Genomic DNA, 22,629 nt, shown 5'->3' with positions numbered 1-22,629 from the left:
GCAGCAGAGTCCTCAGAAATCAGTTTCCGGTGGTGTCATCAGGGCATTTAAGCTCAAACATCCCCCGGCTCAGGTCACGTAATTTATCACTAACCTCACTCAGTAAGGTAGCAGGAATCGAAATACGTAACGTCACATCCGAACCGAAATCACTGTTGATTATCGTACCATCCACCTGCCGGACCACTAATTCTGCCTGGCTGATAAAGCTGTAATCACAGGTTATTTCACAGATCACCTGCGGGATTTTAGTTTTCGTTACCAGCAGTTTCAGTGCCTGCTGAACCCCGCTGCCGTATGCACGGACCAGCCCGCCGGTGCCTAATTTTATTCCGCCGAAATAGCGGACAACCACCGCCGTAATTTCCCCGATTCCGCTGCCGAGCAGCGGTGCAATCATCGGTTTACCGGCTGTTCCGGTCGGCTCACCGTCATCAGAAAATCCCAGTTGCTGAGAATCATCCGGACGCCCCGCAACAAATGCCCAGCAATGGTGCCGGGCATCGGGATATTCATCTTTGACAGACTGAATAAATTGCTTTGCTTCATCCACCCCGTCCGTATGCTGCAACAGGGTGATGAAACGGCTTTTTTTTTATCTCTTCAGTAAACATAACCGGCTCAGCCGGTATAAGGTACGATTTCATTACGGCAGATTCAGATCCCGCGTCATATTTTCCACACTGTTGTCATGGATAATAATGTTATCCTCAATACGGATACCGCCACAAGGTTTAAACTGCTCAATACGTTTCCAGTCAAAGTGCTGGCTGAACTTACCTTCACGCCATGGTGCCAGCAGAGACTCAATAAAATACAGTCCCGGCTCGATGGTCAGCACCATGCGCGGCTCCAGAATACGGGTGCAGCGCAGGAACGGATACATTGCCGGTGCCGCCAGATGCTCACCCTGATCATTCTGCATAAACCCGGCAGCATCATGAACCTGAAGACCCAGCGGATGGCCAAGCCCATGCGGCAGGAACGGTGTGGTTACCCCTTCACTGACCATAGCTTCCTCAGACATTCCGGTGATTATTTTATATTTTTTCAGCAGTTTCGCGATGCGGTGATGCATCTGAATATGGTAATCGGTATAGCGGACCCCGGCTTTAATATCACCGATCAGTGACTGCTGCTCATCATTCAAATCCGATACCAGCTGTGCGAAATCGCTGTCAGCATCAGCAGCATATGTCCGGGTTAAATCTGCGGCATAACCATTGAATTCCGCACCGGCATCGATCAGGAAGCTGTGCCGTGTATGCGGTGCGTTTTTATTCAGTTTGGTGTAGTGCAGAACAGCGGCGTTTTCATTAATAGCAACAATATTGTCATAAGGTACATCAGTATCACGATGGCCGGTTGCCATCAGGTACGCCATATTGATATCAAATTCACTCAGGCCGGATAAAAAAGCCTCATGTGCGGCAAGATGCCCGTTAACCGCCATTTTTTGTGCTTCACGCATGCAGGCCAGTTCATAATCTGTTTTATATGAACGATGAAACGCAAAGAAATCCAGCACCGCTTTCGGGTTAATATGATTGCTGCTGATCCCCAGCGCTGCGGCACGATCGGTATTCGGCCCGATATACGCAGTGCGGGTTTTATCCTGTGATGCCAGCATGGAGGCAATATCACCGGCATTCTTCAGATGAATAACCTCAACATCGTTTGTCCAGTAAGAAGAAGGTAACGCCTCAACACTGTGCCAGTAATCAACCGGGGAATAGAACCATAATTTCGGTTTGTTCACGCCGTCAGTCCACAGCCAGCAATGCGGTACATCAGTTACCGGCACCCACGCTTTAAAATGCACGTTACTTTTAAAGGGATAGTCACGATCATCGAGAAAAATGCGTATCGGTTCACCGGAGTGGATCAGTAACGAGTCCAGTTTCTCACGCGCAAGAATATCTCGGGTACGCTGTAATAATGTTGCGATGTGCTCACGGTAGAGGGATGCCATTTTTTCCATGGGAATTGACCTTTTTTCATTATGATAGTGACAAAAGCTTAGCATGATCTCCGCGATTATGGATATGGCAGGCTATGTCATCCCCGGTTATTTACCGGGAATCTTCGGCGCGTCACGACGTTTTTCTTTTCTGTTTCTGCATATTGAGACATTTTGCGTGATCTTCAGCGCAAAAAATCATCATTTTATTTGCTTTCGTTAACAAAAAAATCACAATTACTCTATCTGGTCATACCACATGGTGTTCTCATCCTTTACGGGAGCGATGCAATATTTAAGGAGAACCGTATGCTTTATCACAGTGAATCAATGAAGGTCAGCTGGGAAAAAGAAGGAATTGCAAAACTTGTTTTTGATGCGCAGGGAGCGATAAACAAACTGGATACCCGGACAATTGCCTCACTGGATGAAGCCGTTGCCTGCCTTGAACAAACACCGCAGCTGAAAGGCCTGATTATTACCTCCGCCAAAGAGAGCTTTATCCTGGGCGCGGATATTACAGAATTTCTGACTCTGTTTAATGCACCGGCGGAACAGTTGACCGAGTGGCTGAATTTCGCCAACCGGTTGTTTAACCGGATTGAAGATCTGCCCGTGCCTACTGTCGCCGCACTGCGGAAATTCACACTCGGCGGTGGGTGCGAGTGCGCACTGACAACAGACTACCGCCTCGCCACTGACGATCTGCGTATCGGCCTGCCGGAAACCAAACTCGGGATAATGCCGGGCTTCGGCGGCTCAGTCCGTCTGCCCCGCCTGATTGGTTGTGATAATGCCCTTGAACTTATCACACAGGGGAAAATTGTGACTGCCGGTGAAGCGCTGAAACTCGGACTGACTGATGGCATTGTACAGGATGATGAATTGATTAACGGTTCACTGATGCTGCTGGAGCAGGCGATCAGTGGCCGGACTAACTGGCAGGCACAACGGCAGCAGAAAAAAGCGGCGTTACAGCTGCACCCTGCAGAATTACAGATGAGCCTTATCACGGCCAAAGCCCTTGTCCGGCAAAAGGCAGGAAAACATTACCCGGCGCCGATGGCTGCAGTAAACGGAATTGAAGCCGGAGCGAAACTCCCGCGCGATGAAGCATTGCGCTGCGAAACCGCGCATTTTGTACCACTGACCCGGACACTCACCGCCGGGGCTCTGGTCTCACTTTTCCTGAATGAACAATATGTTAAAGGCCTTACCCGCCAGCAGACGGTATTACGTGATGCCCCGGAACAGGCCGCTGTTATCGGTGCCGGTATTATGGGTGGCGGTATTGCTTACCAGTCAGCTTACAGCGGTATTCCGGTACACCTGAAAGATATTCAGCCCGCCGCATTGCAGGCCGGTATTGATGAAGCCGTAAAATTGCTGGAAAAACAGTGTCAGTCAGGAAAAATGACCGTGGTTCAGGCCGCCGGAATACGCGCCGCTATCCACCCTGTCCGCCATGATAATGAACTCAGTGACTGCGATATAGTGGTTGAAGCGGTTGTTGAGAACAAAGTCATCAAACAAAAAGTGCTGGCAGATATTGAACAACAGGTTAGTGAACACTGCATTCTGACATCAAACACCTCTTCGATCCCTGTCAGTGAACTGGCTCAGGCGCTGAAACGCCCGCACAATTTCTGCGGAATGCATTTTTTCAATCCCGTACCTAAAATGCCGCTGGTTGAAGTGATCCGGGGAGAGAAAACCTCAGACGATACAATCGCCGCTGTGGTGCACTACGCCCACAAAATGGGAAAAACACCGGTTGTGGTGGGAGATTGTCCGGGATTCTTTATCAACCGGGTACTGTTTCCGTATCTGAACGCCTTTTCTCTGCTGGTCTCCGGCGGAGCGGATATTAAAACGGTTGACCGTGTGATGGAACAGGAATTCGGCTGGCCGATGGGACCGGCGCTGTTGCTCGATGTTGTCGGACTGGATACGGCTAATCATGTACAGCATGTGATGGCTGAGGGCTATCCGGGCCGGATGGTCGTTGAAGAGCACAATGTCATCAGTCTGTTTGCCGGACTGAAACGGCTGGGGCAAAAAAGCCGCCTCGGGTTTTACCGCCATATTGATGACGGCAAAGGCCACCTGCAGAAACAGCCCGATGAGCAGCTCGAAGAAGTGCTTGCACCACTGGGACGCACGCCCCGTGACTTTACTGCAGACGAGATTATCGACCGCCTGATGATTCCGATGGTGAACGAAGTTATCCGCTGCTACGAGGAAGGCATTATCAGCAGCCCGGCAGAAGCAGACCTGGCTCTGGTCTACGGCCTTGGTTTTCCGCCGTTCCGGGGAGGTATTTTCCGTTATCTGGATGATACCAGCACCCGCGCTTTCTGTGAAAAAGCAGAGCAATACAGCACACTGGGTCCGCTTTATACCATTCCGGACAGTCTGCGGGCACATGCTGTTAATAACACTCCTTATTATCCGCAACCGGATAGTCACCCTGTTACTGCACAGTGAGGTTTATATGGAAAAAGTCATGATAATTGATGGTCTCCGCACCTCAATGGGCCGCTCAAAAAACGGTATATTCCGGCATGTCCGTGCGGACACACTCTCAGCAGAAGTGATGAGTGCAGTGATAAAGCGTAACAATATCAATGCAGCCGATATTGATGACATTATCTGGGGGTGTGTGCAGCAGACCGGGGAACAGGGGTTTAACATAGCCCGTCATGCCGCCCTGCTGACAGAGATCCCGCACACCGTGCCTGCCGTCACTGTGAACCGCCTGTGCGGTTCATCAATGCAGGCCCTGCATGATGCCGCCCGCCTGATTCAGACCGGTGACGGTAAACTGGCACTTGCAGGAGGTGTTGAACATATGGGTCATATCCCGATGACACAGGGTATCGATATCAATCCGGCTGCCGCACTGCACACGGCCAAAGCGTCCGGCATGATGGGGCTGACAGCCGAAGCACTGGCACGACAGTTTTCTGTCAGCCGTGAGTCACAGGATGAATTTGCTCTGCGTTCACATCAGCGGGCCGCACAGGCATTCCGTGATAGCAGATTCAGCCGTGAAATCCATCCGGTTCAGGGTCATAACCAGGCCGGAGTACCTGTCATTGCCACCCGGGATGAAACCGTACGCGATAACGGCAGTCTTGCTGAACTTTCGGCATTGAGTCCGGTATTTGATCCGGTCAGCGGTACAGTCACCGCCGGTAATTCCTCAGCAATCTCAGATGGTGCATCCGTAACTCTGCTGTCCGGGGAGCACTATGCCCGTGAGCATGGTTTATCTCCGCGGGCGGTGATTCGGGCGATGAGTGTTACCGGCTGTGAACCGGCACTGATGGGATACGGACCGGTACAGGCAACACAGGCAGTTCTGAAAAAGGCCGGGCTGACGCTGGCAGATATTGATGTTATCGAACTGAACGAAGCATTTGCGGCACAGGCACTTGCCTGCCTGAAAGGTATGGGATTATCTGACTGTTATGATGACAAAGTGAATCTGCATGGCGGCGCGATTGCACTCGGGCATCCGCTCGGCTGTTCCGGCACCCGGATTATCAATTCACTGCTGACGGTCATGGAGCAGCGGGATGCGCAGTTCGGCCTGGCAACGATGTGTATTGGTTTCGGTCAGGGGATAGCAACCGTGATTGAACGTGTCCGCAGCTGATCACTGAGAACGTTATAAATAACAGCGACGTTTTCTGCTTCATCACACGGCACAATACGTCGCTGATACTGCTTTAACTGTTTAGCTGACCTGTTATCAGCATACTCCCGCCGTCAGGGGGCGGGATTTTCTTTAAATAAACTCGAATGCATCACCAAACAGGCGGCCGGCATCTGCACCACGCTCCTGGCAGAAACGTTCGCGGGCGATTTTGGCCATTTCAAAACGACCGGCAATATAGATATCTTTTCCGGCCAGTGAACCAAAATCATCCAGCACCGCACTGAGCACAGTACCGGTGCGCCCGCGCCAGGTATCATCCGGCTGTTCAACAACAGGGATAATTTTCAGGTTCGGATGTGTTTCGGCGAGAGCCTGCAATTCACCGAGGTCATAGAGATAAACATGCTCTCTGGCACCCCAGTAAAACGTGATATCACGCTGCGAATTTTCTTCCAGTGCCGCCAGCAGAACAGAACGGGTGTAAGAAAAACCGGTTCCTCCGGCAATCAGGAGCATCGGTGCGTCACTGTTTTCCCGGAACCAGGCTTTGCCGTGCGGGATATCAATGGTCACCCGGCGGTTATCCAGGATCCGGTCCATCACCGCCATCGCATAAAGATTAAATTCGGATGCTCCGATATGCAGCTCAATTTCCTGCCGGGATGACGGCGCGGATGCCATTGAGAACGGGCGCTTATCCCGTTCATCCATCACCACCATCAGATATTGCCCGGCTTTGAATGAAAAATCACCATCCGGTAATAATTTTATGCGGTATACCGTATCCGTTATAGATTCAACAGAGGTAACTTTGCAGTTTAACGTTGCCATGTGCTCCCTCAATTATCGAGAATATTTAATTCGTCCCATATGGCGTCAACACGTTGTCTGACTTCATCGGTCATAACAATCGGTTTGCCCCACTCGCGCGAGGTTTCGCCGGGCCATTTATTTGTTGCATCCAGTCCCATCTTCGACCCCAGCCCCGATACCGGAGATGCAAAATCGAGATAGTCAATCGGGGTATTCTCCATCATGACAGTGTCCCGGGCCGGATCCATCCGGGTGGTGATCGCCCAGATCACATCATTCCAGTCACGGGCATTGATATCATCATCGCAGACAATGACAAATTTAGTGTACATAAATTGCCGTAAATACGACCAGACTCCCATCATGACCCGCTTTGCATGTCCCGCATACTGCTTTTTCATGGTGACAACGGCCAGGCGGTATGAACACCCTTCCGGCGGCAGATAAAAATCGACAATTTCAGGGAACTGTTTCTGCAGAATCGGCACCAGCACTTCATTCAGTGCCACACCCAGAGTTGCCGGCTCATCCGGCGGACGACCGGTATAGGTTGAGTGATAGATAGGTTCATCACGCTGGGTAATATGTGTGACCGTGAAGACAGGGAAATAATCCACTTCATTATAATAACCGGTATGATCCCCGTACGGCCCTTCCGGTGCGGTTTCGCCCGGCTCAATATACCCTTCAAGGATAATTTCAGCACCGGCAGGAACTTCCAGGTCATTAGAAATGCATTTCACCACTTCGGATTTATTACCGCGCAGTAACCCCGCAAAGGCGTATTCGGATAAGGTATCCGGAACCGGCGTCACCGCACCGAGAATTGTCGCAGGATCAGCGCCCAAGGCCACCGCAACAGGGAAACGTTCCCCCGGGTGTGCCTGACACCATTCCTGAAAATCGAGTGCGCCGCCGCGATGCGATAACCAGCGCATAATCAGTTTATTTTTCCCCAGAACCTGCTGGCGGTAAATACCTAAATTCTGGCGATCTTTAAACGGCCCCCGGGTGACGGTCAGTCCCCAGGTAATCAGCGGTGCCGCATCATCCGGCCAGCAATGCATAACCGGGATTTTTGTCAGATCCACGTCATCGCCGGTGAAAACATGCGTCTGACACGGTGCGGAACTCAGCCGTTTGGTCGGCATATTGAGAACCTGCTTAAACTTCGGCAGCTTATCGATAAGATCACGGAACCCTTTCGGCGGATCCGGTTCTTTCAGGAAAGCCAGCAGTTTACCGACATCATGCAGTGCTTTGACATCTTCCTGCCCCATTCCCATCGCAACCCGTTTGGTTGTGCCGAACAGATTACAGAGCACCGGCATTGAATAACCTTTCGGATTTTCAAACAGCAATGCAGGGCCGCCCGCACGCAGTGTGCGATCAGCAATTTCCGTCATTTCGAGGTAAGGATCGACTTCAGTTTTGATCCGTTTAAGCTCGCCCTGACTTTCCAGAATGGTGAGAAAATCTCTCAGGTCCCGATATTTCATTATGTTATTAATCTGTCAGCAGGTGGAAGGGACTCCATTATAGGAATCCCGCCCACTGTTACAAGTACAGGGATCAACAGCAGCGGAACGGAACCCGGTCTGCCAGGGCGCTGGTATCAAATTGTTCCGGGAATGTTTTGTTGTGCTGAAAGAGTTTGAATCCTTCATTTTTGCCGCTGAAGTAGTGCAGCTCATTTCCGGTGATATGGAAGCCGCTGCCTTCACGCAGCGCCACAACAATCTCATCCGGATTGATGGCACAAAATTCCGCAATCCGCTCATCACGGGTTTCACCCATATGGCCGCTGATGACCGCATCAATATAGTGAGGGTTAATCTGAACAGGGAACAGCCCCAGAGACGGCATCACCACACAGTTACGTACCGGCATATCATTGGTGGTCCGGATGCTCGGCGTGGCAACGTTACACCCGGCACTCCAGCCGATATACGGAATATTCCGTTCACGAATCGCGCGCTGGATTGGCACAACCAGGCCATTCTCATGCAGTAACTGATTCAGCAGCCAGGTATTTCCGCCGCTGACAAGAATGCATTCCGCATTTTCGACAGCCTGAACCGGGGAATCAAAATGTTCGATGCAGGTAACATCAATGCCCAGCGCTTCGGAAAGTTCACGGGCACGCTGGTCGTGATCTGCACGGATAACGGCATATGCAATCAGTACCGCAGAGCGGATCCCGCGGGTTTTTATCATTGCCCGGATGCGCTCCTGTGCATAGCTGAGCCATTGCGGATTACCGGAAAGTTTGCCGTTACTGAGTAAAAAAATGTCCATCGACATTGCCCTTATTATTCTGTCATTATAAATATGATAATTAGTTTATAACTCATTAAATGACATCATTCTACGGTAAAAAGCAACTCAAATAAGGGACTGAATTCACACTCATTTGTCTTAAATCACCATTTGTTGCATTCATAGTAAAACAAATTTGTTATTATCAGGCTTTATATAAGCCCCCGTTTGTGTTGGATAGCGTAATGAAGGATTGGTATTTATTGTACTGCAAACGCGGACAACTTCCGCGGGCAATGGAACATTTGCAGCGGCAGCAGGTGGAATGCCTGACACCGATGGCGAATATTGAAAAAGTGGTTCGCGGCAAACGTGTGACGGTCAATGAGCCCCTGTTCCCGAATTACCTGTTTATTTCTTTTGATCCCGAGACTATTCATACAACCACGATTAACTCAACGCGCGGCGTCAATCATTTCGTCCGTTTCGGACCACTGCCTGCCGTTGTTCCCGCATCATTGATTGAAGAGCTGAAAAATGCCGAATGTGTCAGCCTGTCAGAGCAAAATGTTCCGCAGCCCGGAGATATTGTGGAAATCACTGAAGGGATGTTTAAAGGCCTGGAAGCGATTTATCAGGAGCCGGACGGCGACACCCGCTCCGTGCTGCTGCTGACGCTGATCAGTAAAGAGCTGACCAAAAAAGTGGATAACACCAGCTTTATCCGGAAACTCTGAGTATCTCCGTCACCCGGAAACAAAAAACCGCCCTGTTATTAAGGCGGTTTTTACCTGAAGCAGTATCGCATTACTCTTCGGCTTCTTCATCCTGCGGTTGTGCTTTACTGCGCGGTACATAGAAACGGGCAAAGAACACACCGATTTCAAACAACAGATACATCGGGATAGCCAGCAGCGTCTGCGAGAACACATCCGGTGGTGTCAGCAGCATTCCCACCACAAAAGCCCCGACCAGAATATACGGCCGCTTCTGCTTCAGTGAGGCAACAGTCGTCGCACCACTCCAGCACAACAGGATAATGGCAATCGGCACCTCAAAGGAGATACCAAACGCCATAAACAGCGCCATGACAAAGCTGAGATAGTTATTAATATCTGTCGCAATGACCACATCCTGCGGTGCTGTCGAGGTAAAGAAACCAAACGCCAGCGGGAAGACAACAAAATACGCGAATGCCATCCCCATATAAAACAGCACGGTGCTGAAAAACAGCAGCGGCATTAACAACCGGCGTTCATGCTTATACAGCGCCGGTGCAATAAAAGCCCAGACCTGATACAGGATGTACGGTGCCGAAATAAAAATGGAGACCATAATGGTCAGCTTAATCGGCGCCAGGAACGGTGATGCAACATCCGTTGCGATCATGTTCGAACCCTGCGGCAGTTTGCTCACCAGCGGCGAGGATACCAGCTGATAGATATCATTTGAGAAATACGCCAGCGCAACAAACACAACAAAGACTGCAATCAGGCTGTTGAGAATGCGTTTTCGTAATTCGATTAAATGAGTGATCAGCGGTTGCGTGTCTTCAACAGCCATAACGTACTTTTACCGTAATCTATTAATGTTTCTGTGAATCTGACGCAGCAACGGTTACCGGTGACGGTGCAGGTTCTGTATCACTGACTTCCGGTGATGGCCGGACAGGGGCTTCCTCAGCAACGGCCGGAGATGGTGCTGCCGGAGCCGGATTTTCCGACGCCGGAGTGCCGGCTGATGCCGGACGGACAGACGGAATTTCAAGTTCCTGATCGGCCAGTGCTTCCGGGTCGAGCTGCTTTTTCAGTGTATCCACCGGTTCCTGATAAGAGCGGCGTAATGTATCAGCTGCTTCTTTCAGTTCATCCATCGACGCCTTCAATTCAGGTGAAATGGCTTTACCGGCCTGCTCTTCCATCTTTTTCAGGTTATCCTGCAATTCCTGAAGTTTGAGTTCCTGCGTCAGTTCATTCTGCACATTGGCAGCCATTGAACGCATCACACGGATCCAGCCGGCTACTGTTTTCACAGCAACCGGAAGGCGTTCAGGTCCCAGAACCACAAGTCCGATAACCAATACTAAGATCAGTTCACCAAAACCGATGTCAAACACGGGTTATACCTGCTCTTTGTTTTTATTCTCTGGCTGCTCAGCTGAATCAGCTTTCTTTTCTGCGATATTTTTTTGTTCAAAATCCGCGTCTTTTCCGGCTGTTGTTGTATCTGCTTTGTTCTGATCTTCATCACCGATAGCTTTTTTAAAGCCTTTGATAGATGCACCTAAATCAGATCCCAGAGTACGGAGTTTGTTTGTTCCGAACAGGAGTACAACAATCACAGCAATAATTAACAATTGCCAAATATTAATACCGGCCATTAGTTTTACCTCAAATTGATATGGACCTACTTACTTCATTATATACAACCACAGCCGTATACGGAAATACACGACATAGGCTGAAACCTTGCTTTAACTCAATCTTTACTTCATTTTACCGGATTGCCACCATCCTGTTACCCAGGTAAGTATACCAAAAAACATCAGAACCCAGGGTGCAACCGGTGCTCCGGCCAGATAGAATAAGCTCGCACAGACAAACAATGTCGCACCGATACCCAGTGAGAAATTTGCTTTCCGCTGAGCAGCCTGCTGCTGTTTCATCTGCTCTGCCAGCCGCTCAACACCGGACTGAAGACGGCGCTGCTGTTTAAGACTGTCATACACCAGTTCCGGTAATTCCGGTAGTTTTTCCGCCCAGAACGGTGCTTTTTCTTTGATACTACGGATCACGGCTTTCACGCCAATCTGACTTTTCAGCCACGATTCAAGGAATGGTTTCGCGGTTTTCCACAGATCCAGCTGCGGATAAAGCTGGCGTCCGAGCCCCTCAACATACAGCAGGGTTTTCTGTAATAAAACCAGTTGCGGCTGAACTTCCATATTAAAGCGCCGGGCGGTATTGAACAGGTTCAGCAACACATGACCGAAAGAGATTTCTGCCAGCGGTTTTTCAAAAATCGGTTCACACACCGTACGGATAGCAAATTCAAAATCTTCCACATTGGTATCCGGCGGAACCCAGCCGGAATCCACATGCAGCTCAGCCACTTTACGGTAATCACGGTTGAAGAAGGCAATAAAGTTTTCCGCGAGATAGCGCTTATCTTCTTTATTCAGTGAACCGACAATACCGCAGTCGATACCGATATACTGAGGATCGTCCGGATGCTCACGGCTGACAAAAATATTGCCCGGATGCATATCCGCATGGAAGAAGCTGTCACGGAAAACCTGCGTGAAGAAGACCTGCACGCCACGCTCGGCCAGCAGTTTCATGTTTGTGCCCTGCTCATGCAGAGCCGCAATATCAGAAACCGGAATGCCGTAGATACGCTCCATGATCAGCACATTTTCACGGCAGAGATCCGGATAAACCTCCGGCACATAGAGCATCGGGCTGTTTTCAAAATTACGCCGCAACTGAATAGCATTAGCCGCTTCGCGTTGCAGATTCAGCTCATCCAGCAGTGTTTTTTCATACTCGCGAACGACCTCTTTCGGCCGCAGACGTCTGCCGTCCGGTAACAGGGGAACCATGTTCGCCAGCCGGTACATCAGATGAATATCAGCCTGGATCACCGGCAAAATATCCGGACGGATCACTTTCAGTACCACCGCCTGCCCGTTTTCTTTCAGAACTGCAGTGTGCACCTGAGCAATCGAGGCGGATGCCAGCGGTGTGATATCAAAATCATCAAACCAGGTTTCCACCGGCCCTTCCAGGGCATCTTCAATGGTTTTCTTTGCCAGATTGCCGTCAAATGATGAAACGCGATCCTGCAACAGTGCCAGCTGGTCAGCAATGGCCGGCGGGAACAAGTCCCGGCGGGTGGAGAGCATCTGACCGAACTTTATCCACACCGGCCCCAGTTCCTGAAGAGCCAGACGCAGACGCTCACCCAGCACTTTGTCTTTATGCTTGTTCGGCATCCAGAACAGTGAACGGCGCCAGAGACGGATTGCCCAGCTCAGACGGTTTTTAGGGATCAGTTCATCCAGCCCGTAATTCAGGAGAGTGCGGATGATAAAATAGAGGCGTTTTATTTCACTCGGTCTCATACCCGGTTCCTGCTTTTTTTTTTCCAGACGGGCGAGGCGCATCTCAAGTTCATCTGCGGTTTGTGCAGCATCCGCAACTTCATCACAGAAATGAGCGGCTTCCAGCGCGGAAGGAGCAAGTGCCCACTCACGGGTGAGCGCGCCGGTCAGATATTCCTGCTGACGGCATACCGCCCGACGGATAAACTGCCCGCCTTTTACGGCAATCTGAGTCAGTGTCTGTGCGGCAATATCGCCGGTATACGGTGCCAGATAATGTGCCGGATCCCATTCCGCCATATCCAGCAGTGCTGAAAAGTGCTGAATGACCTGCATATCGCCGTCAATAATGACATCACCCTGCCGGATCAGAGCTGAAAGCTGTTGTTTGTCTTTCAGTTTCAGCAGCGTGAGAAAACGGGTTTGCAGCACACAGTCTGCCGGGTCTTCCCAGCGGGAAATCACATCCAGCTGTTTTTCACTGAAGATCAGCGTGAACTGCATATCCGGCTCTGTCAGCCTGAGGGTCAGTGTTTTGCCGGTCAGACGGGCGCGGGCCGGTTTCAGTACATTTTCACTGTACAACAGCCGGTTGAGTACCGTTTCCAGAAATCCGGCAACCACAGGGTAAAGTGCCTGCGGACTGACAGGAGACGGGATATTTTCTGCAAACGTATCAGCCATATCAGAATTTGAATCCTTTATGCAGCGCCACAATGCCGCCGGTCATATTGGTGTAGGAAACATGCTCAAATCCGGCATTTTCCATCATGCCTTTCAGGGTTTCCTGATCCGGATGCATGCGGATGGATTCGGCAAGATAGCGGTAGCTGTCCGCATCATTCACAACCGCCTGCCCGATACGCGGCAACACGTGGAAGGAGTATGCGTCATATACTTTACTCAGCGGTTCAATCACCGGTTTGGAGAATTCCAGCACCAGCAGGCGGCCGCCCGGTTTTAACACACGGAACATGGAACGGAGTGCTTTGTCTTTATCGGTGACATTGCGCAGCCCGAAAGAGATGATGATGCAGTTGAAGTAGTCATCCGGGAACGGCAGTTCTTCGGCGTTCGCCTGAACATAATTCACATTGCCGACAACCCCGTGGTTACGCAGCTTTTCCCGGCCCATTTTCAGCATGGAATCGTTGATATCCGCGAGGATCACCTGACCGTTTTCGCCGACCATACGGGAGAATTTTGCAGTGAAATCACCGGTTCCCCCGGCAAGATCCAGCACCCGCTGACCACGGCGGACACCACTGGCATCAATAGTAAAACGTTTCCAGACACGATGGATGCCGAAAGACATCAGGTCATTCATCAGATCGTATTTTGCGGCAACAGAATGAAAGACGTTTGCCACCATACCTGCTTTTTCGTTTCTGTTAACAGTACGAAAACCAAAATCGATTGTATCCCGGGATTGCTCTTCCATTCTCTTCTTGCCTGTTTTGCCTGTGTGCATGAATTAGTGATCGGAAAAGTGTATCAGCCTTTACCGCAAAACCCTATGCCCATTGTGTTGTTCTGCGAAATTAGCCTGCTCCTCAGGCAGTTCATCCGCAGCGGTATCCTGCTGTTCACTGAGACGGGCTTTCTGCACCAGAATTTCATCCAGCGGGCGTTTTACCTCAACGCCCAGCTCACGGAAGCTTTCTGCCTGTGACAGCAGATTTCCCCGGCCGGTGGTCAGTTTTTTCATCGCCCCGTGATAGGTATTCTGGGCTTTATCCAGCGCCTGGCCGATACCGTCCATTTCCTCGGTAAACAGGCGGAGTTTGTCATAGAGACGGGCGGCACGCTGTGCAATTGCCTGACTGTTTTCATGCTGATGTTCATAACGCCAGAGATTGGCGATTGTCCGCAGCGCCACCAGCAGTGTGGACGGGCTGACCAGCATGATATTGCTTCTGAGGGCTTCATCCAGCAATACACTCTCCTGCCCGACCGCCGCCAGAAATGCCGGTTCGACAGGGATAAACATCAGTACATAATCCAGCGAGTTAATCCCGCTGAGATCCTGATATTCTTTGCGGCTCAGGCCGCGGATGTGCTGACGCACAGAGTTGATGTGTTCCGTCAGTGCCGTCTGCCGGGCTTCCGGGGTGTCACTGTTGAAGTAACGCTCGTAGGCCACCAGCGACACTTTGGCATCCACAATCACCTGTTTGTTCTGCGGCAGGTAAATCACCACATCGGGCTGATAACGGCTTTGCTGTTCATTTTTCAGACTGACCTGAGTGGCGAATTCATGCCCCTCGCGCAGACCGGAGGCTTCCAGGATACGGGCAAGAATAGTTTCCCCCCAGCTCCCCTGCATTTTGTTGTCGCCTTTCAGGGCATTGGTGAGATTGACGGCTTCCTGCGCCATCCGCAGATTGAGCTGCTGCAGGCGCTGAATTTCATGTGTCAGAGTGTGGCGCTCGCGGCTTTCCTGGCTGTAACTTTCCTGCACCTGCCGGTTAAAGTTATCCAGCTGTTCACGGAACGGGCGCAGCAGCATGGACAGGCTCTGGCGGTTGAGTTCATCTGTCCGGCGGCCGCTCTGTTCAAAAATACGGGCGGCCAGGTTTTCAAACTGAGTATTCAGGCGCTGCTCACTGTTAAGCAGCAACCGCTGTTTTTCTTCGGCGGCCAGGCGGCTTTCTTCCAGCCGGGTGGTCAGCTCACGGATTTCCGCTTCCTGTTGTGCACTGATATGACGGGCATTTTCCAGTGACTGTTCACTCTGCTCCCTGGCCTGCTGCCAGTATGCAGCCTGACGCCGGGTTTCATCCAGCAGAGCCAGTTGCGCAATATTATCCTGTAACAGCCGGTTTTTGTCCGCCAGCCGCTGTTGCAGGCTGAACCAGACCACACCGCCGCCCAGCAGAATACCGCTCAGAATGCCGATAAAACCATAAAGCCACTGAATATCCACGATGGCCGTCTCCTCCGCGAGTCACTTACGCCGCTTACGGTAAAATAGCACTGTACAGATGTCCACTGTCTTTTTGCTGTCCGCCGTTTTTTTCGGCGCGCCACGCAAAAATCAATGTAATCCGGTGAAAATGCGGCGCTATCCGCCCATCAGCCCAGCCATCCATTTCAGCCCGAACGCGCCGGGGGCCAGCAGGCCGAATGCCCAGATCACGGCAGAAGACAGGTTCGCCAGCTGAAAATGACGCTGCGGCATTGCACAGATCCCCGCCACCAGCGGTACCACCGCACGGAACGGCCCGAAGAAGCGCCCGAAAAAGACACCCCATATTCCCCATTTTTCAAAGAACTGATGTCCTCTGACCAGGGTTTGCGGGGAGCGGGAAATCGGCCACATATGACGGACATTATCCTTGTAGTAGTAGCCGATGTAATAGGAGATCCAGTCGCCGAAAAAGCCACCGGTGGCCGCCGCGAGGAAGACCGGCAGAAAATTCAGCCCTCCCTCCCCGATCAGCGCCCCGACTCCGAGCAGAATCACTGTTGCCGGAAACAACAGGGAAAGGAATGCGAGAGATTCACCGAATGCCAGCACGAAAACGATCGGCAATGCCCAGATCTCATGTTCACGGACAAATGCGGTAACGGTGGTGATAATATCTGCCGGTGCCAGAAAATCCCCCTTATTGTCTGATATTACTCAAGGAAATGGTTGCGGATTTTGTCGCGGACTGCTGTTGTCAGCCCGATATCTTTCGCCAGCCAGGTATCAATACTGCCATAATGAGAGTGAATACTTTTCAGTGCGGTATTCAGGAAATCAGGCTGTACGGAGTAAACATAGGCGAATTTCTCCACCACCGCTTCCGGCATGGTTTTCGCGTGTTCCGCCAGCAGTTCATGGCGGTAAGGTGCCAGCGTGTCATTGGTCAGCAGGTAATCTTCCATCACCATATCGGTATCCGCGCCGAGTGCAAACAGCACCAGTGCCGAACCCACACCGGTCCGGTCTTTACCGACCGCACAGTGCTGCACAATGCCGCCTTTTTCCGGGTTGCGCAGCATATCGCCGAGTGCATGATACGCAGGGTTGCCCAGCGGCAGCAGTTCATAGAGGCGCAGCATAAAAGCTTTCGGATCAAACCCCGTCAGCGCTTCATTGCCGAGTTTCTCAAGGTTAGCATCCACTTCCTTTGACATCGGATTTGCCGGTGCGTTCGTGTACAGCGCGCCATTCCAGAGACGATCCGGTTTATCAGCAATTTCGCCGCTGTCGCGGTAATCCAGGATCTGAAACAGATTCTGCTCTGTCAGGCGGGTTAAGTCGTTGTCGCTCAGGCGATCCAGCGCCCCGGCACGGAACAGCAGGCCGGGTTTGATTTTACTGCCGTCCGGCAGCACTTTGTTTCCCAGGTCACGAAAATTGATCCCGCCGTCGAGCGGCAATACAGAAGGATGCGGTAATGGCTGTCTGGTCATTGATACCTCTTTATCATTATTATCAGTATGTTCGGCACGATCACTGTATCAGATTTACAGAATGAATGATTAAAAAAAAGCCGCATCACCGGAAAACCCGGCGATACGGCTTGATTCATGAAACCGGTGACGATCAGATGAGATGACGGGCGGCTTCCACCACAATATCCAGGGTATTGGATTCGGTTTTCTTCATCTTCGCTTCATCAGGAATTTCCTGCTGGGTGCGGTTAACGATAACGCCCGCAACCATCCCGGCACGCAGCCCCTGGCTGGCACACATGGTCAGCAGTGTGGCGGATTCCATTTCAAAGTTCATCACGCCCATTTCCTGCCACTCTTTCATTGATCCTTTGAACCGGCGGGTCACACGGCCGCTGAAGGTATCATAACGCTCCTGGCCCGGATAGAAAGTATCAGAAGAAGCGGTCACACCAATATGAACTGTTGCTTTGGCTGCTTTCGCCGCATTGACCAGCGCGGTGGTGCATTCAAAGTCAGCCACGGCCGGGAATTCCATCGGTGCGAAATGCAGGCTTGCACCATCCAGGCGCACAGCCGCCGTGGTCACAAGGACATCACCGACATTAATGTTTTCCTGAATCGCACCGGTGGTACCGATACGCAGGAACGTGCGGATCCCCAGCTGTGCCAGTTCTTCCACCGCGATAGAGGTGGACGGGCCGCCGATACCGGTTGAACAGACGATTACTGCTTTGCCGTCCAGTTCGCCGCGCCATGAGGTGAATTCACGCAGAGACGCGAGATGAACAGGATTATCCATCAGGCGGGCAATTTTTTCGACCCGGTTCGGATCGCCCGGTACGATAGCCAGCGTCGCACCCTGTAAATCTGCTTTAGTCAAACCTAAATGAAATACATCAGCCATCCTGAACTCCTTAGCGAAAAAAATGATTATTGAGGACACTGTAACGTGTCACCACACAAAATTTAGTGATTATTATCACTTCATTGATACATGACGATGAATCAATTACATAAAAATGAGATTCAAATCACATAAACAACGGTTTATGCTGAAAATGTCGCCGTACTGCTCTCTGAAAAAACAAAACACAGGTTGATTTTTTATCCGCCTCACTCTACTATCCGCACCATTCCGGCACGCGATGCGTGCTGACAATCACTTTCAGAACGTAAGGAGGTTCATATGACAACATTACTGTGCACTCTTTGCGGGCTCTTGCAGAACTGATTATCACACCGGTATTACAGCGTTATTTCCCCGTATTACCCGTCCCTGTTACCTCTCTGTTTCTTCCTGACTGCCCGCCATAAACCCAAATTTTCACTATTTTCCGGAATGGATTATGGGCAATTATATGCATTTTGTCGCGCCGGGCGTCTCTTATATCGCCTCGGATGCGACGTGGATCGAAAGTAACGCGATCCAACAACTGATCACCACCGCACAATTACCGGGTATGACGGCTGTTGCCGGTATGCCGGATCTGCATCCCGGCAGAGGCTATCCGGTGGGTGCGGCATTTTTCTCTGAAGGCCGTTTTTATCCCGCGCTGGTCGGTAACGACATCGGCTGCGGTATGGCGCTGTATCAGACTGAGCTGAAAGTCAGCAAACTCAACGCGGACAAAGCTGAAAAGCAACTGCGCAGCATGCATGACCATGCGGACGCAGACTGGCTGGCAGAGCATGTGAGCGATCACTTCGCATCACATCCGTTTGCCGCTTCTCTGTCTTCTGTCGGCGGCGGGAATCATTTTGCTGAGTTTCAGCAAATCGATAAGGTCTGTGATGACGGCCTGTTTGCCGCGTCCGGGCTGGATAAACAGCGTGTGATACTGCTGGTTCACAGCGGTTCACGCGGGCTGGGGCAGATGGTTCTGCGTCATCATGTTGAGCAGTTCAGCCACGACGGGCTGACAGAGAACACGCCGGAAGCGGCGGAATATCTGGCAGCACATCAGCAGGCGCTGGATTTTGCACAGCACAACCGGGCGCTGATTGCACTGCGGATGATGCAGCAGTTGCGTACCAACGGTGAGGCAATACTCGATATCAATCACAACCTGGTGGAAGCCTGCACGGTGAACGGCCGTAACGGCTGGCTGCACCGGAAAGGGGCAACCCCGGTGGATCATGATTATGTGGTGATCCCCGGCTCACGCGGTGATTACAGTTATCTGGTGAAACCACATGCAACCGCTGACAGCCTTTACTCTCTCGCGCACGGCGCGGGACGTAAATGGATGCGCACCGAGTGCAAAGGACGCCTTTCTCACCGCTATACCCCGGCGCAGTTATCCCGTACCGATCTCGGCAGCCGGGTGATCTGCGCTAATAAGCAGCTGATTTATGAGGAAGCACCGCAGTCCTATAAATCCATTGAGACTGTGATTGAAAGCCTGTCAGGTGCCGGGCTGATTACCGTGGTGGCGCGGCTGAAACCGTTGCTGACCTACAAAACGAGCGGGGAGTGCTGCTGATGTTATTACAGTTTTCTGCCGCTCACGGCCCGGAAGAGTGCTGTCTGGCGGTGAAGCACGCGCTGCGCCTCTTTTTGCAGGAGGCTGCACAGTCGTCGGTCACAGTGATCTTTGCGGAGGAAATGCCGTCACAGCACGGCCTGCATTCCGCCCTGCTGTCACTGGACGGAGAACATGCGGATGCTCTGGCGGATCGCTGGTGCGGGACATTGCAGTGGCAGTGTGCCAGCCCGCTCCGCCCGAAACACCGGCGTAAAAACTGGTTTATCGGCATCCGTCGTTTTACTGCACCGCAGGCAGTATCAGACAGTGAGATTGTCTTTGAACGTCTGAAATCACAGGGGCCGGGCGGCCAGCATGTGAATAAGACAGAATCCGCTGTCCGTGCCACGCACATTGCCACCGGTATCTCGGTTAAAGTGCAGTCTGAACGCAGCCAGCACGCCAACAAAAAACTGGCCTGCCGCCTGATTGAATGGCATCTGAGCCAATATCAGCAACAGCAGTCCGCATCACTGAACGGCGAGCGCCACCGGTCACATCACCAGATCGAGCGCGGCCGGGCGACACGCTGCTTCAGCGGGCCGGATTTCCGTCCGGTCAGCTGACAGCACATAACACAAAGCCGGTCATTACTGACCGGCTTTTTTCTTCTTTATATATAAATAAACTCAGCGGGATGTCAGCGGATTTTCCCGCAGACGGCGCGCCGCTTCCACCATGTTCGCCAGGGCTTTGCGGGTTTCATCCCAGCCGCGTGTTTTCAGGCCGCAGTCCGGGTTAACCCACAGACGCTCCACCGCAATCTTATCCGCCGCTTTGCGCAGCAGGGCTTCAATCCACTCCACTTCCGGCACATTCGGCGAGTGAATATCATAAACACCCGGCCCGATTTCATTCGGATAATCGAAATCTTCAAATGCTTCCAGCAGTTCCATATCCGAGCGTGATGTTTCAATGGTGATCACATCCGCATCCAGTGCCGCAATAGAATCCATGATGTCATTGAATTCGCAGTAACACATATGGGTGTGGATCTGGGTGTCATTATCCGCGACCGCCGCATTCAGCCGGAAGGCATCTACCGCCCAGGTGAGATACTCCGCCCATTCTGCCCGGCGCAGCGGCAGCCCTTCGCGCAGTGCCGGTTCATCTATCTGGATAATACCGATCCCGGCTTTCTGCAAATCGTCCACTTCATCACGCAGCGCCAGAGCGATCTGTTTGGCAATGGTTTCACGGCTGACATCTTCACGCGGGAATGACCAGCAGAGAATGGTTACCGGCCCGGTCAGCATGCCTTTCACCGGCTTGCTGGTGAGGGATTGCGCGTAGGTCGCCCAGTCAACGGTGATCGGTTCCGGACGGCTGATATCACCGATAATCACCGGCGGTTTCACACAGCGCGAGCCGTAGCTCTGCACCCAGCCGTTCTGCGTAAAGACATAGCCGTCGAGATGCTCGCCGAAATACTCCACCATGTCATTACGTTCCGCTTCGCCGTGAACCAGCACATCCAGTCCGAGCCGTTCCTGCTCATTAATCGCCTGCTTAATATGTTCAGAGATATTAGTGCGGTAGAACGCTTTATCGATATTCCCTTTTTTGAAGTTCAGACGCAGCCCGCGGATTTCCGTGGTTTGTGGGAAAGATCCGATTGTGGTGGTCGGCCACAGCGGCAGGTTAAAACGGCGGCGCTGTTCCTCTGCGCGTTCGGCATACGGCGCGGCGCGTTCGCTGTCGCGGGCGGTTACCGCCGCCAGCCGGGCAGCCACCGCAGCATTGTGAACACGGGAAGAATCACGGCGGCGGGTAATCGGGGCACTGTATTCCGCCAGCGCGGCGATATCATCTGCCGAGCCGCTATTGACCGCGCGGGTCAGCAATGCCAGTTCCTCACATTTCTGCTGTGCGAAGGCAAACCAGCTTTTGACTTCTTCATCCAGTTTGGTTTCATCACGCAGGTCAATCGGGCTGTGAAGCAATGAGCAGGATGTCCCGATCCACAGGTCACGTTTTCCGGCCAGCGGGGCGATTACATCATATTTCTGCCGCAGATCGGCACGCCAGACGTTGCGCCCGTTAATCAGGCCGGCAGAGAGCAGCCAGTCGGCCGGTAATGCGTCGTGGATGGCCTGAATATCATCACTGCCCGCGACAAAATCGACGTGCAGCCCCTGCACCGGTAACTCACGGATCAGCGGTAAGTGATGGCTTACTCCGTCAAAATAAGTGGTCAGCAGCAGTTTTGCATGTCCCTGCAAAGCATCATATGCCGTACGGTAAGCATCCTGCCACTCCGGCGGCAGATCCAGCACCAGAGCCGGTTCATCAATCTGAATCCACTCAATACCGCGCTGCGCCAGCTTTTCCAGCACGTTTTTATAGGCTTCTGACAGTGACGGCAGTAATGATAAGCGGTCAAACTGAGCCCCTTTCACTTTGCCGAGCCACAGATAGGTTACCGGGCCGAGCAGCACTGGTTTAACCGCAAAGCCCTGCTCCAGCGCCTCATCCACCTCGTCAAACAGCTGCGGCCAGCTCACGGTGAAGGTTTGCCCGCGCTGAAACTCCGGCACAATGTAGTGATAGTTGGCATTAAACCATTTGGTCATTTCCGCCGCAGCCGCCGGTTCACCGGAAGGTGCACGGCCGCGGGCAATACGGAACAGGGTATCGAGGTCAATTTTCCCGTCGGCACCGGCATGGCGTGGTGGCACATTACCGAACAGCAGGCTGGTGCCGAGAACATGATCGTACCAGGCGAAATCCCCGACCGGTAATAATTCAACCCCGGCCTCTTTTTGCAGCTGCCAGTGACGGCGGCGTAATTCACGGCCGTTATCGCGCAGTTCATCCTGTGAAATCTGTCCTGCCCAGTAACCTTCAAGCGCTTTTTTCAGTTCTCTTTTCAGACCGATGCGCGGAAAACCCAGAGTGTGATTATGTGTCGTCATAA

At 52.0% G+C, this 22,629-nt stretch carries 19 protein-coding genes and 2 pseudogenes; 5 read left to right on the top strand and 16 right to left on the bottom strand.

Going from position 1 to position 22,629, the window contains the following annotated elements; translation table 11 throughout:
- Window positions 1-19: 19 nt before the first annotated feature.
- Together JL661_RS00795 and pepQ are read right to left on the bottom strand one after the other, a co-directional pair.
- Window positions 20-647, bottom strand: a pseudogene (locus JL661_RS00795) (IMPACT family protein).
- A complete protein-coding gene (gene pepQ / locus JL661_RS00790) occupies window positions 647-1,981 on the bottom strand; it encodes a Xaa-Pro dipeptidase (RefSeq protein WP_062773513.1) in 1,335 nt (444 codons plus the stop codon). Before pepQ ends, JL661_RS00795 begins: the two are co-directional and overlap by 1 nt.
- A 288-nt stretch (window positions 1,982-2,269) precedes the next feature.
- On the opposite strand from pepQ, the gene fadB reads away from it, so the two are divergent.
- Window positions 2,270-4,447: a fatty acid oxidation complex subunit alpha FadB gene (gene fadB / locus JL661_RS00785; RefSeq protein WP_004238219.1), complete on the top strand. Its 2,178-nt coding sequence runs from the start codon at window positions 2,270-2,272 to the stop codon at window positions 4,445-4,447.
- A gap of 7 nt (window positions 4,448-4,454) precedes the next feature.
- Entirely contained in the window at window positions 4,455-5,621 is a 1,167-nt protein-coding gene (gene fadA / locus JL661_RS00780; protein WP_004238221.1) for an acetyl-CoA C-acyltransferase FadA, read from the top strand.
- A 132-nt stretch (window positions 5,622-5,753) separates the two neighbouring features.
- On the opposite strand, the gene fre is transcribed toward fadA, so the two are convergent.
- From fre to pepE, 3 genes are all read right to left on the bottom strand, one after another.
- On the bottom strand, window positions 5,754-6,455 hold the full coding sequence (fre, locus tag JL661_RS00775) for an NAD(P)H-flavin reductase (RefSeq protein ID WP_004238223.1): 702 nt from the start codon (window positions 6,453-6,455) through the stop codon (window positions 5,754-5,756).
- An 8-nt stretch (window positions 6,456-6,463) separates the two neighbouring features.
- Entirely contained in the window at window positions 6,464-7,936 is a 1,473-nt protein-coding gene (ubiD, locus tag JL661_RS00770) for a 4-hydroxy-3-polyprenylbenzoate decarboxylase (protein WP_004238225.1), read from the bottom strand.
- 73 nt (window positions 7,937-8,009) lie between these two features.
- Window positions 8,010-8,735 carry a dipeptidase PepE gene (pepE, locus tag JL661_RS00765; RefSeq protein WP_015422427.1) on the bottom strand — a complete coding sequence of 242 codons (726 nt, stop codon included), beginning with the start codon at window positions 8,733-8,735 and terminating at the stop codon, window positions 8,010-8,012.
- 206 nt (window positions 8,736-8,941) lie between these two features.
- On the opposite strand from pepE, the gene rfaH reads away from it, so the two are divergent.
- Window positions 8,942-9,433, top strand: coding sequence for a transcription/translation regulatory transformer protein RfaH (gene rfaH, locus JL661_RS00760; protein WP_015422426.1), 492 nt, complete (start codon window positions 8,942-8,944; stop codon window positions 9,431-9,433).
- 70 nt (window positions 9,434-9,503) lie between these two features.
- On the opposite strand, the gene tatC is transcribed toward rfaH, so the two are convergent.
- The 10 genes and pseudogenes from tatC to udp form a co-directional block, all read right to left on the bottom strand.
- On the bottom strand, window positions 9,504-10,259 hold the full coding sequence (gene tatC / locus JL661_RS00755; RefSeq protein WP_004238228.1) for a Sec-independent protein translocase subunit TatC: 756 nt from the start codon (window positions 10,257-10,259) through the stop codon (window positions 9,504-9,506).
- 22 nt (window positions 10,260-10,281) lie between these two features.
- Window positions 10,282-10,812, bottom strand: a complete 531-nt coding sequence (tatB, locus tag JL661_RS00750; protein WP_036418908.1) for a Sec-independent protein translocase protein TatB — start codon at window positions 10,810-10,812, stop codon at window positions 10,282-10,284.
- Window positions 10,813-10,815: 3 nt separating this feature from the next.
- Complete coding sequence (tatA, locus tag JL661_RS00745; protein WP_004238230.1) at window positions 10,816-11,076, bottom strand: Sec-independent protein translocase subunit TatA; 261 nt, start codon at window positions 11,074-11,076, stop codon at window positions 10,816-10,818.
- Between the two features lie 105 nt (window positions 11,077-11,181).
- Entirely contained in the window at window positions 11,182-12,819 is a 1,638-nt protein-coding gene (ubiB, locus tag JL661_RS00740; RefSeq protein WP_004238231.1) for a ubiquinone biosynthesis regulatory protein kinase UbiB, read from the bottom strand.
- Window positions 12,820-12,900: 81 nt separating this feature from the next.
- Window positions 12,901-13,482: pseudogene (locus JL661_RS18715) on the bottom strand (ubiquinone biosynthesis accessory factor UbiJ); the annotation flags it as partial.
- A 1-nt stretch (window position 13,483) separates the two neighbouring features.
- Entirely contained in the window at window positions 13,484-14,239 is a 756-nt protein-coding gene (ubiE, locus tag JL661_RS00735; protein WP_004238233.1) for a bifunctional demethylmenaquinone methyltransferase/2-methoxy-6-polyprenyl-1,4-benzoquinol methylase UbiE, read from the bottom strand.
- Between the two features lie 60 nt (window positions 14,240-14,299).
- On the bottom strand, window positions 14,300-15,724 hold the full coding sequence (gene rmuC / locus JL661_RS00730; protein ID WP_062773509.1) for a DNA recombination protein RmuC: 1,425 nt from the start codon (window positions 15,722-15,724) through the stop codon (window positions 14,300-14,302).
- A gap of 138 nt (window positions 15,725-15,862) precedes the next feature.
- Window positions 15,863-16,396, bottom strand: coding sequence for a DedA family protein (locus tag JL661_RS00725; RefSeq protein ID WP_036418915.1), 534 nt, complete (start codon window positions 16,394-16,396; stop codon window positions 15,863-15,865).
- Between the two features lie 23 nt (window positions 16,397-16,419).
- Entirely contained in the window at window positions 16,420-17,202 is a 783-nt protein-coding gene (locus JL661_RS00720) for a tyrosine-protein phosphatase (protein WP_036418918.1), read from the bottom strand.
- Between the two features lie 133 nt (window positions 17,203-17,335).
- Window positions 17,336-18,091, bottom strand: a complete 756-nt coding sequence (udp, locus tag JL661_RS00715) for a uridine phosphorylase (RefSeq protein WP_004238238.1) — start codon at window positions 18,089-18,091, stop codon at window positions 17,336-17,338.
- A 442-nt stretch (window positions 18,092-18,533) separates the two neighbouring features.
- On the opposite strand from udp, the gene JL661_RS00710 reads away from it, so the two are divergent.
- Window positions 18,534-19,670, top strand: a complete 1,137-nt coding sequence (locus JL661_RS00710) for an RNA ligase RtcB family protein (protein ID WP_036418921.1) — start codon at window positions 18,534-18,536, stop codon at window positions 19,668-19,670.
- Window positions 19,670-20,278 carry a peptide chain release factor H gene (prfH, locus tag JL661_RS00705; protein ID WP_004238240.1) on the top strand — a complete coding sequence of 203 codons (609 nt, stop codon included), beginning with the start codon at window positions 19,670-19,672 and terminating at the stop codon, window positions 20,276-20,278. Before JL661_RS00710 ends, prfH begins: the two co-directional genes overlap by 1 nt.
- 63 nt (window positions 20,279-20,341) lie before the next feature.
- On the opposite strand, the gene metE is transcribed toward prfH, so the two are convergent.
- Complete coding sequence (gene metE, locus JL661_RS00700) at window positions 20,342-22,627, bottom strand: 5-methyltetrahydropteroyltriglutamate--homocysteine S-methyltransferase (RefSeq protein WP_062773506.1); 2,286 nt, start codon at window positions 22,625-22,627, stop codon at window positions 20,342-20,344.
- Window positions 22,628-22,629: the final 2 nt, after the last annotated feature.

The organism is Morganella morganii (assembly GCF_019243775.1).
Taxonomy (GTDB): domain Bacteria; phylum Pseudomonadota; class Gammaproteobacteria; order Enterobacterales; family Enterobacteriaceae; genus Morganella; species Morganella morganii.
This window is presented reverse-complemented; position numbering and strand designations above follow the sequence as displayed.